Consider the following 12084-nt stretch of genomic DNA (forward strand, 5'->3'; position numbering starts at 1 on the left):
TGGTGTCTATACTCATATCTTACTGGGGAGCCCTATTTTTTTCAAAGTCGAAAAATAACGATCTACAGGAATGCTATAGGGTGCTTTAGCAGAAGAACAAAGTGACGAAGAAGGAAGATATGTCTTTTACTGTTATCGTGGAATTAGAGAATATCTTCAAATTACTTTCTAAAAATCAGGCTTTTAAACACTAATATTTATACGAAATTTTGAAGTTGTGCTTATTCAACAAACGGGTCATTTAATGAGGTCACAGTAAATAAAATAGACAAGTAAAAGAAATATCCCCTGAATCGTAATAAATTGTCTATACGATTGTTACTGGCAATTAACTGATGTATGTTTTGGCAGTATGTTTATAATATCTTTCTGAATCATAACTAAGGGGTAAACCTGTATATTCACTAGTTCATATTTGTGAAGCGATGCTTACTGTGCTAACGTGACAGGATACTTTAATAAGGGTTAAATTTAAACGGCTGTAAATTACTTTGTGGAATATAATGTAAGGGAGAGGGGTGTTTTTATTTGAATGCAATTTGGTCTTTTATTATTTTTATTCTCGGCATTTTGGGATTTGCTTTAATAATCGACTTCAAGCGAAAGAAAAACAATATTACCCCTCATATTCGATGTTGCTAATAACATCCAATAGGAATTCTGAAATAAAAATTAAATATTTTAAGTGTATTCAAAAAACGACCGTTTATGGATAAATTTTCAGAAATCCAAAATGGTTTATTTTTTTACTAAAATTTAATGAAATACTGCTTGAAATTGGTATGAAAACCCAAATGTGCGAAAAAGATTTAACAGACCTTTTTTCGGACTAAAAATAGGTGGAAATCCATGAAGCTTGGGTACGCACGTGTTTCAACCGATAATCAGGATATGTTAATGCAAATAGAAGCACTTAAATATGCTGGCGAAAGAACATGTATCCAGAATGAAAAACGATAGACCGGAATTACAGCGCATGCTTGATTATGCCCGCGAGGGCGATGAAATTGTTGTTTTTAAGCTCGACAGAATAAGCAGAAGCTTAAAGCACTTGGAGGAGCGAGTTGATGAGTTCGAATCGCGTGGAATACAGTTTATTTCACTTTGTGAAAAAATAGATACAACAAGATCTTCGGGTAATTATTTACCGCCGCCCATACATTTTTACTCAATCTGCATAGCTTATAATAACCGTTCGAAAGGAGATAAAAATTATGTCTGATGGTGTAGGTTACGGCAAGGGATTTGCATTAATCGTTGTTTTGTTTATCCTGTTAATTATTATAGGTGCCGCCTATTGTTGGTAAATAAAAAATAAAAAAAGGGTGAATTATATGTTTGGCTACGGCGGATTTGGCTATGGAGGGTGCGGCTGTGGTTATGGCTACGGCGGTTACGGAAATACGTTCGTTTTAATTGTAGTATTATTTATCCTGTTAATTATTGTTGGATGTGCTTGCTACTATTAAAAGACTTAAAGGGGTCCTTTAAAAGGACCCCTTTAAGTCTTTTGGAAAATTATTAATGTGGTGTTCTGCTAAAGGTACAACAAAATTATTTTGTTTGATATCATTTTTATTTTTTATAAATCGCCCACACATAATATACTTTTAGGCGTAATCTATTGTAAGCCATCCAACCAAGATACATTAGCATTACCTCACGAAGAAGCCGGTATCCAATACTGACTTCTTCGTACATTTTTTTAGGAGTTTCAATAATATCCTTTCAGACATTGAGGAATAAATTATTTTTGATTTTTTTAATGGTTGATTTGTCCAAGCCAAGCTTGTTTTACAAAATATACATAGAGTGAACAAACAAAAGGTGGTGAGAATTAATAGTAGTAGCCGCCAACAAAAGCTGCACCAACAATAATTAACAGGATAAACAATACAACAATTAAAGCAAAACGATGATGATGATGATCAGACATAATCCATCACCTCCCGTTCCAAGTTGCTAAAGTACTTACAATATAATTATAGTGATTTTGACAAGATTGGTTTGGACAAACATCTTAACAAGAATAAATTCGACGTTCATCCTGAAATCACACAAAAAAGCCTGCAAAATATGCAGGCGTTTGGAGGTAAAATACCGCGCTTGGCGGATTGTACAGTTGGTATTAATATAGTATGTTCTTACAATAGAAGTGATTGGACAAGGTGTTCAATAGTTGTGAAATTTGGAAAAAAGGGCTCTTCCTTTTTTCTAACGTTAGTAAAGTTCTCCCTCTTAATTGTGACGGAAATCTTTAGGATTTATTTTTTATATTTTTTATAAAAAGTCGAAACAGCATAAGCTTTTATTCATACTCTAATGTATGCCATCAGCCATCAGTCATATTTACCGTTTACCGTAATACAAAGCATTTACCTCCTGAAGAAGAACGGTTCTATGGAACTCCTGGATAAAATTCCAGGAGTTTTTAATAATTGCCCATACAATTATTCTCAATTTGAATAGCTTATAATAACAATCCGAGAGGAGGTATATTTATGTCAGATGGTGCATATGGTGGAGGATTTGCCTTAATCGTTGTGTTATTTATTTTACTCATCATTATTGGTGCTTCTTTTTGTGGTGGTTGGTATTAAATAAATGAAATAATTATTCATTAAGAAAGGGGAAAAACTTATGTTTGGGTACGGTTACGGATGGGGCGGCTGCGGTTATGGTGGCTATGGAGGTTGTGGTTACGGGAACACATTTGTTTTAATTGTAGTATTATTTATCCTGTTAATTATTGTTGGATGTGCTTGCTACTATTAATATGTTTAAAAGGTCCTTTCCAGGGACCTTTGTTGTTTTACAGTAGAATCATTATGGGATTTTATGATAAATGTGACACGGTAGTTAATGATTTCTTTTTTTAGAAAAGCCCATGCAGACTTGCTCTTAGGCATACTATTTTGTGAACCCGTTACCGTGTCATTATCAAAAATCAGGCAACAACCACATCGTGGCTATGGACCCTAGACTCCTTTAATAATGACACTTGTTCTTTACGAAGTGCTTATTATTACGTTGCTATCAATAGGGTTTATTTAATAAATATGGGCAAGTATCCAATAGGGGTTTGCCTTATTGATTTTTGTGCAAGCTTCAAATATTTTAATATTTAGTCTGTATTAATATTAAAGAATCATCAATTAGATTGTTAAGATTTTCACATAACCTAAAGGGGGCTTTAATACAATAAGGAACAAAATTAAAGAGCCTAAAATATGCAAGCTTTTATGCATTTTTTGCGTTTTTTGGCTCTTTTTACATACAAAAAAGATACTGCCATTTATAGCATTTTTTAATTGCCAAATACAAATGAATTCATTATGAAATCATTCCCTCAAATAGTTTGAAACTTAAAGATTTTTAAAATAAAACGATAGACATTGCACTTTTTCAAAAGTTTCATGATTCTTCTACTGGTTATCTTCTAATACAAAAACGAGCATTGTGTTAATACCCATAGCTTCAAGTTTTCTGATTACTAATTCAACGAGTAATTTTTTTATCCCTTGTCCCTGATACTCTTTTAAAATATAGATAGAACTTAATTTTTCGGGTTTTCCCTGTAGGGAAAATCCGAAAAACAAACAAACTTGTACAAGCTTGCATTGCTTGCAAGTTAACTTGAAGCGCCAATCACTCTCTTGCAGGTTGATTATTTACAAATAGCACCTTTGTTTTGTTCGGATAGCCGTATATAATTATTTCATAAGTTTTGGAAGGGTGCGCACACATGACAGAATATATGTGCCCTGGAAGCGGCAAAAAAATGGGTCATTTCTGAAAGAAGGTACAGAAACTTTGTGAAGAATAACGGATACCGGGTATTACAAAGTTTAGTCGGATGTGGCTTATTCCAAAAAGTGCAGAAAAGCCCTTTGATAAAAGGCTTAAAATGATTTAAACTGAAACGGACTCATCGAATGATTCAGGGGTTGCATGTCATATCCATTATCATGATAATACTTCAACAATGGCTCTAAATGTTCAAAAGTTGACAATTTCTCATGCAATAGTACAATTAGTGGGGATTTGCCTGCCAGCTTCTCCGTTTGCAGTTCTACATTTTGCAAATATTCCCCATTTCTTAATTTCCAATCCAAAGAGTCGATGGTCCAATCCCAAAGTAACAAATTCTCATTGTCCACTGCTTCTTTAAATGAAGGTGTAATATATGGAACTGAACCATATGGGGGCCGAATTAGTCTAGTTTCTTCACCAGTCAATTCCAGCACACATTTAATTCCCTGATTCATCTCCGAAACAAAGCTTTCTGGTGAATGATAAACTTTAGATACCTCATGTGTAACTCCATGAACCCCAACAGCATGTCCATCACGAACCATTTGCTTAACAACTTCTGAGTACGTTCTCATATTTGGTTCCATCATAAAAAACGTGGCCTTTGCATTATACTTTTTTAATAGATTTAAAATGTCATATGAAAATGGACGCGGACCATCATCAAAAGTTAAATAAACGACTTTTCCAGTTTTCAATGGCACTTTTTCATTCAACACACTTTTTGAATGAATTTCCTTGAAATTCTTATGATTCGATACTTCGTGCTCTCCAGTAGTAATAGATTGTGAATTGCTTTTTTTAACTTTTGCCTCCTTTTCATCTATGCTACCAATAATTAAATAGAATAATAGCACGAAGAGTAGAATCAGAGTTCCAACCATTAATTTCCCCAAATGATTTAATTTACGCCGTCTCTTTGGTGTAGATAGTACTAACAATTAATATCAACCTCTCAATATATTCCTATTACTCACCTAAAAAGATTTATCATTTCATCTTGCTATTAGACTTCTTTCGAGCATTTCGATTTATTGCCGCAAGCTCACAGACTATCCCAGTGGCTAATAAAAACAATAAACTTTCGACCATGAAAAATCCTCCCGAATAGTGATTTAGACAACTTTTTGCATCTGTTCATCTTGTAGCATCTGGCTTTTTTGGTTTTCTTCTTTACGCTGACATAGATTATTTTGAATGAGAGCTGCAATGACTAGTAGGGTTCCTACTATATCAAAAATGGTTATTTTATATCCTTGTATCATCATAATGATCAATGTAGTAATTGGAACAAAGTTAATAAATAGAATTCCATTAATAGATGATAAAATTTTCACACCATAGTTCCAACTAAGTAATGCCACAATTCCTGGTAGTACTGCCATAAATACTAGATCATATTTAATATAAGAAATCGTCCCCACACTTGGAGCTGACACAAGCCCTAGCATTGTAAGGATTATCGTAATGATACCTGTGACAAATGTTCCGAATACACAAGTTAATGTAGAATAGCGGAGCGTAGACCAATTAGGAAAAGATTGTCCGCCCATCGTATAAATTACCCACCCTACAACACCAAGGAAAATAAATGCAATAGGAAAAATACTATTTTTCAAAGTAAGAAAGAAAGTCATATCCCCTTTTGTAATAACAAAAAGAGTTCCAACAAATGCAATGATCATACTAATAATCATATACTTTCGTGGTTTCACATGTTTATAACCCCATAGAATGGCAATTGAAATTATTGGCATAAGTGCCTCCATAATTGACGCTACCATTACACCAGCTTTTCCTAATAACATTTGGCCTAAAAAAACAAGTACGTTGTAAACAGTAAAAGCCATGATTCCGAAGAAGACGAGTAACCTTCCTTTTCCTTCTAAATGAAATGCTTCCTTACCTTCTTTCATCCATAAAAGAACAATTAATACTATGGATACTGCTCCATATCGAATAATTGAAAAATAGAATGGATTTATATATTCTAGAGCATGATCGGCAACAGGAAACATTGCTCCCCATGACATACTTGCAATTAAACATGAGATTACTCCCACAATCATTTGCCCTTTTTTCATAAAAAATTCCCCGTTTCTATATAGAGATATATTTAACACTTTGAAATTATAAGAAAGAAGGATGTTTATGTAAAATGATTGAAAGTGATGTAATCCATCACTTATAATGATATTTCAGAAAGGGGGAGGGCTTTTTGGAACTAAGAGACTTACAAATTTTCCAAAGCGTCGCAAGTCAAGGAAGCGTCAGCCAAGCAGCAAAGGAATTAAATTATGTCCAATCCAATGTAACAGCACGTATCAAGCAATTAGAAAAAGAACTTAAAACGCCCTTTTTTTATCGCCATAAAAGAGGAATGACTTTGAATGCGGAAGGCCGGAAAATGCTTAAATACGTTAATAAAATTTTGCAGGACGTCGAAGAACTGGAGCAAGTATTTTTAGATAGTGATTCACCAGCAGGAATGTTAAAAGTAGGCACAGTTGAAACAGTAAGTGAATTACATACGATTCTTGCTTCTTACTATAAGGAATACCCCAATGTGGATTTATCCCTACAAGCAGGTTTAACTGAGGAGCTTATTCAAAAAGTAGCAGATTACCAGTTAGATGGTGCTTTTATAACTGGACCTATTAAACATCCACTTTTAGAACAATATGATGTAAGTACTGAAAAGCTTGTTCTTGTTACACAAAATCAAACTTTTCATTTAGAGGATATTATCACAACACCACTTCTTGTTTTTAATAAAGGATGTGGATATCGTTCTAAGCTAGAACAATGGTTAAAAGACGAAGGCCTAATGCCAAAGAGAATTATGGAATTTAACATATTAGAAACAATTTTAAACAGTGTTTCAATTGGCCTTGGGGTTACACTTGTTCCACAATCTGCGGTTGAACATCTTTCTACGACAGGCAAAGTTCATTGTCATCCGATTCCAAGTGAGTACGGTAATTTTTCGACCATCTTTATACGTCGGAAAGATGTATACATGACAAATTCAATGCAAAGTTTTTTGGAAATAATTTCAGAGCATCGTCGTATAAATAGTGTTGTAGAGGCTAAAAATTATTAAGCAAAATGTACTAGATTAAATACCATTAAAAATGATGTTAATTTAAGAATGGACAACAAGCATCTCCTCACGTTGCAGAGGCACATGAGGCCCCCTTCTACTCGACTAGTAAAAAAGTAATAAAAAGTTGGAAGATGCTTGGGGGGGTGCTCGAATGGCTATTGAAATCATAAATCTATATGTGGATGATTTAAGGGATTGCCCTGACGGATATATAAACATTAAAGAAGCAATACGTTACATAAAAAAATTTAAGGTTCATATTCTCTCTTTAGACCACGATTTAGGTGAAGATATTGATGGAAACTTACTTCCAACAGGATATGATTTGGTCAAGTATATCTGTGAAAAGGGGTTACGTGCAGATAAAATCTACCTTCATACAGATAATGTTGTAGGAAGAGAAAATATGTATCAGACGCTAAAAGCCGCCCAAAGAAGGGAATTATTGAGAAGGATATAGAGATATATCATTATTCAATTACACCCAATAAATACTCAGGATAATTTAGTTACATCTCATCCTTATTCAGCTTAACGGGTGCATTTCAACAATAGGTGGTGACGTTTTTTTACTAACATGGAGTTGAATAAAGCATGTATCTTGACAATCGTTTTTACACAATTATAATGGATATTAGAGAGTCTTATAGTCTTTAATAGATAGGAAGGGATTAATACATTGAAGTACTCAAAAGCAACTAATTATGCTCTTCATACAATGTTAAATTTAGCCTTGTCAAAATCAAGCAAACCAATAGGGGTACAGACACTAGCAGAAAAGCTGAATGTTTCACCAACTTACTTATCTAAAATCCTAACCAAGCTTGTAAAAGAAGGAATGGTATCTTCTGTGTCAGGAGCAAATGGTGGATATTCATTGACAAGAGGCTGGGAATCCATTTCTTTTCTTGATATTATTTTTGCGATTGAGGGAAAGTCATCATTGTTTGAGTGCGGATTAGACCATGGACCTCAATGTCAGATCCAAAAAGTAATGTTGAAGTCCGAAAAAAAAATGGAAGAAGAATTAAGGAGGCAAACCCTGGCTGATTTAGCTAAGACATCTGAATAATTTAATTGATGTCTTTTTTTATCCTGCTATTATAGATAATAAAGGTCTTGAATGTATTTAATTAAAAGGAGTGTATATTATTATGTTAGATTGTGTAATTGTAGGTGGAGGTCCAGCAGGTTTAAATGCTGCACTTGTATTAGGTAGGGCAAGAAGAAATGTGATTTTATTCGACAATAGCTCTCCAAGAAACGCAGTTACCCAAGAGTCGCATGGATTTATTACAAGAGACGGAATTAAACCAAGAGAATTTAGAGAAATTGCTCATCAGGACATAGCCAAATATCCTTCTGTAATGATTAGAAATGAAAAAATTACTGACATTAAAAAAAAGGGAATAATATTTGAACTCGTAACAGAAGAAGGGGAATGTATTCAAACAAAGAAAGTTATTTTAGCAACTGGTCTAAAGGAAATCCATCCGTCCGTGGAAAACCTTATGGATTATTACGGAAAAAGTCTTTTTAGTTGCCCTTATTGTGATGGCTGGGAGTTGAAAGACCGTCCGCTAATAGTGTTATCTGAACTCCCATCTGTGTTTCATATGGTAAAAACTGTTTATAATTGGAGCAAAAACTTAATCGTTTGTACTAATGGACACAAGGTTTTAACTACGGAGCAAAAAGACGTGCTTCAAAGAAAAGAAATAAAGGTATTTGAACAAAAAATTAAAACTCTTGTTGGTGAAAATGGGTTTTTAGAAGCTGTAATTTTTGAGGATGATGAAAAAGAAAAGAGGGATGGTGGATTTGTGACTCCCGAATGGATTCAGGCTTCACCTTTTGGAAAATCTTTAGGTTGCGAAATAAACCAGCTTGGTGGAATCATTACAGATGAGTTAGGCAGGACAAATATTGAAGGTGTTTATGCGGCAGGTGACACATCCGTTATCGCTCCTTCACAAGTGATTATTGCGGCGGCTCAAGGAAGTAGAGCCGCAATTGGAGTGAATACAGATTTAACTCTGGAGGATTTTAATTAAAACATTGTGAAACAATGTACTTAAATGTAGTGTAGTGCTTCATTAAGTGAATACGTCATTTTGAAGTTATTTTTAAATATTGTCGAACCCTCTACTGGAAGTAAGTACAGGCAATTTGTCACTTTACTTGGAGCCTCTGCGGGCATGATTATAAGCCATGAAGCCAGGTGTATCAAGGATTCTGGCTCAGCCAAAACAGGCTATCATGCCCGTCACTCCAAATAAAGTGCACGTCTCTACAAGAACGACTGCACTTTGACGTGGTTAGCTTTACATACAGTAGATGAATATATGAATAGCATTACAATACCATTGAAAACAGAATTTGTCGCCGCTTTATTATTATTCTTTATCGAAATTCCATTTGATAATAGAAAAAACAGTAATTCAACGGTGTATTCTTCAGCTAACGAGTGCAATTGTAAAAAACAATGGAGGACTTATGAAAATAGGAGAAAAAGACGACCTAGTTATTATAGATGGATTTGAAATAGAAGGTTTTATTGATAAATCACAACGTTGTTCTATTTGTAATTTCAACTTGGTTTACTATGAAGATTTTGATGCTTATCTTTGTCCGTATTATAACAACTGGACTGAATCTCAATGCAGTGACCCTAACTGTCATTATTGTCCTAATCGACCTGATAAACCTTTACCAGTTAAATAAAGTCCTTGATCTAACAGGGGCAAGAGTTTAGAACGGTTCTGCTTCCGCAGTTTATTCTTCCTACAAACCTTTAATAATATATGGAGAAAATAAGATATGACACTTTTATATGTAGGAATTAGTTGTATTATTATTGGATTTGGTTTTAGTTCACTTAGTTTTTATGAAGTTAAAGATGGTTTGAAAATTCTATTTGAAGAACGAAGTAAAATAAGGAAGGCTGCTTTTTTTTGGGTTAGACAATAAAATTCACTCCTTAAATATTTTAAATTGGTTTTTATAATTTACTCAATAAAATATTATGTGGACAATACTCTTGTCCATGTTAAAGGTAATAAATGTTGTAAGGATAAAGTGGAAATGAACTGGTCTCTTCAACTTTGTGAAGATTTTCACTTAAACTATCGGGTGCAAGAGTTCAAGATCAAAATGAGTTGCCGCCGCAACTCATTTTCTTATGTGCGCCCGGCATGGGCGATAACTTGGTGGTGAAAGTCCACTACAGGCTTGGCAGTAGGAACTGTTAGCCAATAGCAAGGGTGTCCACCGTGAGGTGGAATCTGAAGGAAGCTGGAGGCAAATTCTCGAACTGACGAACAGAAACTATATACAAGGCTGAATTGGGGCGGATGAATCTGCATAGCAAGATAAAGTCCAATACTGCCCGAGTCCCATACAGTAAATATAGCAGTTACATGAGAAGAAGGTTATCGCCCTTACCCGGGGAGGTCTCACGGACGAGCAAACTCGCTCGGTTGAAACAAGATTTATCGTGAGAAGTCAGCAGAGGTCATAGTAGTTTCCTATGGAAATGAAGGACTGAACAATCTTAAATCTTGGGAAACAAGGAGGTGTAGGCACCCCGCCTAATCGCAGAAAACATCGCGGTATACACCAAAAAGATGGCTACCTATGATGAAATAGGTTGGAAACCGAATGATTCATAGGAGTGCGTAGGGATGCCAACATGGGTATGAAAGAACAAGATGGTATCAAATTGATCAACAAAGTTATCGCAAACGAGAATCTTTGGAATGCATATGAAAAAGTGAGAAGTAACAAAGGCGCTCCCGGGATTGATGGAATTACCGTATATCAATTGAAATCACATATGGAAAAATACTTTCAACCTCTTAAACAGAAACTTATGGAGGGGACTTACCAGCCCCAACCGGTCAAAAGGGTTGCAATTCCAAAACCAGATGGTTCCAAAAGATATCTGGGAATACCTTGTGTATTGGATAGAGTGGTACAACAAGCCATTCTCCAAGTAATTGAACCAATCATAGACCCATACTTCTCTGAGAATAGCTTTGGTTTTCGTAAAGGCAGGAATGCTCACCAGGCAATCCAACTTGCCGAAAAGTATTATCAAGAAGGATACAGAGTAGTAGTGGACTGCGACTTGAAAAGTTATTTTGACACAATTCACCACCAAAGAGTTAGAGCGTATTTGGAGGAGTTCATTTCGGATAAAATTGTCCTTAAACTGATTTGGAAATTTCTTCGTTCAGGCATTCTCGACAAAGATATTTATATTGAAACCAAAGAAGGTGCACCGCAAGGTGGTCCATTATCGCCCATTTTAGCAAATGTATATCTAAACAAACTGGATAGAGAACTAGAAAAGAGAGGACACCGTTTTATTAGATATGCGGATGACTTCGTCATCTATGTCAAAAGTAAACGAGCGGGCGAAAGGGTAATGGCTAGTATCACTGGTTACATCGAAAATGACCTTGGTTTAATTATTAACCAAAGGAAAAGCAATATCTGTGGTGCAACCTCAGCTACATTCCTTGGATTCAACTTACATAATCTCTTGGGAAAGTCGGGTGCCGACCAAGCGAGTCGGCAAAACAACGATTTAAGGATAAATTAAGAAAGTTGACTAGTCGTAAACAGCCAGGAACTTTTGAGGAAATCATCAAAAAATTAAACCAAGTAACCACTGGATGGATTAACTACTATGGGATAACACGAATGAAGAGATTTATCATAAAAACCCAACAATGGTTAAATCACCGACTTAGGCAACTCATCTGGAAAAGATGGAAAAAGCCCAAGACTAGATACAGGATGCTTAGAAAATATGGAATCAACCATGAAGATGCAAGGAAACTAGCTAATTCCCGTAAGGGATATTGGCGAACATCAAGAAATGAAATCCTGCACCGAGCGATAACAAAAGAAAAACTCACAAAGTGGGGATTGAAAGATATCTCCCAACTTTATGAGTTACGATACTTAAAAGATTGAACCGCCGTATACGGAACCGTACGTACGGTGGTGTGAGAGGTCGGGGACTAAAATTCCCCTCCTACTCTATTGAGCAAAAGTTAAGTTCAATGAGCCGATACTTTAGTTCAATACAAAGCAGAAGGATCCGCCTCGGCGGATCCTTCTTACTTCTGTTGCCAAGAGCAGCCCTTATCTCTTTT

General features: G+C 35.2%; 17 protein-coding genes and 1 pseudogene. 13 read left to right on the plus strand and 5 right to left on the minus strand.

Annotated elements, in window-relative coordinates:
* The first annotated feature begins 976 nt into the window (after window positions 1-976).
* The 3 genes from QNN06_RS31335 to QNN06_RS04370 are packed head-to-tail and all read left to right on the plus strand — an operon-like array spanning window position 977 to window position 1469.
* Complete coding sequence (locus QNN06_RS31335; RefSeq protein WP_481819257.1) at window positions 977-1222, plus strand: recombinase family protein; 246 nt, start codon at window positions 977-979, stop codon at window positions 1220-1222.
* Window positions 1215-1307, plus strand: a complete 93-nt coding sequence (locus tag QNN06_RS04365) for a YjcZ family sporulation protein (RefSeq protein ID WP_213118627.1) — start codon at window positions 1215-1217, stop codon at window positions 1305-1307. Before QNN06_RS31335 ends, QNN06_RS04365 begins: the two co-directional genes overlap by 8 nt.
* A 27-nt stretch (window positions 1308-1334) precedes the next feature.
* Entirely contained in the window at window positions 1335-1469 is a 135-nt protein-coding gene (locus QNN06_RS04370) for a YjcZ family sporulation protein (protein WP_213118626.1), read from the plus strand.
* A gap of 368 nt (window positions 1470-1837) precedes the next feature.
* Here QNN06_RS04370 and QNN06_RS04375 read toward each other — a convergent pair whose 3' ends face one another.
* Window positions 1838-1936, minus strand: a complete 99-nt coding sequence (locus tag QNN06_RS04375) for a YjcZ family sporulation protein (RefSeq protein WP_213118625.1) — start codon at window positions 1934-1936, stop codon at window positions 1838-1840.
* 565 nt (window positions 1937-2501) lie between these two features.
* Between QNN06_RS04375 and QNN06_RS04380 the strand changes: the two genes are divergently transcribed.
* The gene (locus tag QNN06_RS04380) at window positions 2502-2600 is read left to right on the plus strand and encodes a YjcZ family sporulation protein (RefSeq protein ID WP_213118624.1); all 99 of its coding nucleotides are present in this window, start codon (window positions 2502-2504) and stop codon (window positions 2598-2600) included.
* A 40-nt stretch (window positions 2601-2640) separates the two neighbouring features.
* Window positions 2641-2775 (plus strand): YjcZ family sporulation protein, encoded by a 135-nt coding sequence (locus QNN06_RS04385; RefSeq protein WP_213118623.1) that lies wholly within the window; start codon window positions 2641-2643, stop codon window positions 2773-2775.
* A 650-nt stretch (window positions 2776-3425) separates the two neighbouring features.
* On the opposite strand, the gene QNN06_RS04390 is transcribed toward QNN06_RS04385, so the two are convergent.
* The 4 genes and pseudogenes from QNN06_RS04390 to QNN06_RS04405 form a co-directional block, all read right to left on the minus strand.
* A complete protein-coding gene (locus QNN06_RS04390) occupies window positions 3426-3599 on the minus strand; it encodes a GNAT family N-acetyltransferase (protein WP_284037093.1) in 174 nt (57 codons plus the stop codon).
* A 303-nt stretch (window positions 3600-3902) separates the two neighbouring features.
* Complete coding sequence (locus QNN06_RS04395; protein ID WP_249366708.1) at window positions 3903-4754, minus strand: polysaccharide deacetylase family protein; 852 nt, start codon at window positions 4752-4754, stop codon at window positions 3903-3905.
* A 70-nt stretch (window positions 4755-4824) separates the two neighbouring features.
* A pseudogene (locus tag QNN06_RS04400) lies at window positions 4825-4905 on the minus strand (YrzO family protein); the annotation flags it as partial.
* Window positions 4906-4928: 23 nt separating this feature from the next.
* Complete coding sequence (locus QNN06_RS04405; protein ID WP_284037094.1) at window positions 4929-5897, minus strand: DMT family transporter; 969 nt, start codon at window positions 5895-5897, stop codon at window positions 4929-4931.
* A gap of 134 nt (window positions 5898-6031) precedes the next feature.
* On the opposite strand from QNN06_RS04405, the gene QNN06_RS04410 reads away from it, so the two are divergent.
* The 8 genes from QNN06_RS04410 to QNN06_RS04440 all read left to right on the plus strand — a co-directional run bounded on the left by QNN06_RS04410 (window position 6032) and on the right by QNN06_RS04440 (window position 11902).
* Window positions 6032-6916: a LysR family transcriptional regulator gene (locus QNN06_RS04410; RefSeq protein WP_284037095.1), complete on the plus strand. Its 885-nt coding sequence runs from the start codon at window positions 6032-6034 to the stop codon at window positions 6914-6916.
* 154 nt (window positions 6917-7070) lie between these two features.
* Window positions 7071-7379, plus strand: coding sequence for a cyclic-phosphate processing receiver domain-containing protein (locus tag QNN06_RS04415; RefSeq protein ID WP_307852080.1), 309 nt, complete (start codon window positions 7071-7073; stop codon window positions 7377-7379).
* A gap of 219 nt (window positions 7380-7598) precedes the next feature.
* On the plus strand, window positions 7599-7991 hold the full coding sequence (locus tag QNN06_RS04420) for an Rrf2 family transcriptional regulator (protein ID WP_213118618.1): 393 nt from the start codon (window positions 7599-7601) through the stop codon (window positions 7989-7991).
* A 79-nt stretch (window positions 7992-8070) separates the two neighbouring features.
* A complete protein-coding gene (locus QNN06_RS04425) occupies window positions 8071-8973 on the plus strand; it encodes an NAD(P)/FAD-dependent oxidoreductase (RefSeq protein WP_213118908.1) in 903 nt (300 codons plus the stop codon).
* 255 nt (window positions 8974-9228) lie between these two features.
* Window positions 9229-9462 carry a YrvL family regulatory protein gene (locus QNN06_RS31340; protein WP_213118617.1) on the plus strand — a complete coding sequence of 78 codons (234 nt, stop codon included), beginning with the start codon at window positions 9229-9231 and terminating at the stop codon, window positions 9460-9462.
* Entirely contained in the window at window positions 9416-9643 is a 228-nt protein-coding gene (locus QNN06_RS04430) for a hypothetical protein (protein WP_284037096.1), read from the plus strand. Before QNN06_RS31340 ends, QNN06_RS04430 begins: the two co-directional genes overlap by 47 nt.
* Before the next feature lie 967 nt (window positions 9644-10610).
* On the plus strand, window positions 10611-11525 hold the full coding sequence (gene ltrA, locus QNN06_RS04435; protein WP_284037097.1) for a group II intron reverse transcriptase/maturase: 915 nt from the start codon (window positions 10611-10613) through the stop codon (window positions 11523-11525).
* Between the two features lie 5 nt (window positions 11526-11530).
* On the plus strand, window positions 11531-11902 hold the full coding sequence (locus QNN06_RS04440) for a group II intron maturase-specific domain-containing protein (RefSeq protein WP_249366705.1): 372 nt from the start codon (window positions 11531-11533) through the stop codon (window positions 11900-11902).
* Window positions 11903-12084: the final 182 nt, after the last annotated feature.

Source organism: Neobacillus sp. 114 (assembly GCF_030127045.1).
GTDB classification, from domain to species: domain Bacteria; phylum Bacillota; class Bacilli; order Bacillales; family Cytobacillaceae; genus Neobacillus; species Neobacillus rhizophilus.

Excerpts from the sequence above, each read along its gene's own strand:
- QNN06_RS31335 (WP_481819257.1), top strand. The coding sequence starts at position 977 with ATGCTTGATTATGCCCGCGAGGGCGATGAAATTGTTGTTTTTAAGCTC.
- QNN06_RS04365 (WP_213118627.1), top strand. The coding sequence starts at position 1,215 with ATGTCTGATGGTGTAGGTTACGGCAAGGGATTTGCATTAATCGTTGTT.
- QNN06_RS04370 (WP_213118626.1), top strand. The coding sequence starts at position 1,335 with ATGTTTGGCTACGGCGGATTTGGCTATGGAGGGTGCGGCTGTGGTTAT.
- QNN06_RS04375 (WP_213118625.1), bottom strand. The coding sequence starts at position 1,936 with ATGTCTGATCATCATCATCATCGTTTTGCTTTAATTGTTGTATTGTTT.
- QNN06_RS04380 (WP_213118624.1), top strand. The coding sequence starts at position 2,502 with ATGTCAGATGGTGCATATGGTGGAGGATTTGCCTTAATCGTTGTGTTA.
- QNN06_RS04385 (WP_213118623.1), top strand. The coding sequence starts at position 2,641 with ATGTTTGGGTACGGTTACGGATGGGGCGGCTGCGGTTATGGTGGCTAT.
- QNN06_RS04405 (WP_284037094.1), bottom strand. The coding sequence starts at position 5,897 with ATGAAAAAAGGGCAAATGATTGTGGGAGTAATCTCATGTTTAATTGCA.
- QNN06_RS04415 (WP_307852080.1), top strand. The coding sequence starts at position 7,071 with ATGGCTATTGAAATCATAAATCTATATGTGGATGATTTAAGGGATTGC.
- QNN06_RS04430 (WP_284037096.1), top strand. The coding sequence starts at position 9,416 with ATGAAAATAGGAGAAAAAGACGACCTAGTTATTATAGATGGATTTGAA.
- ltrA (WP_284037097.1), top strand. The coding sequence starts at position 10,611 with ATGGGTATGAAAGAACAAGATGGTATCAAATTGATCAACAAAGTTATC.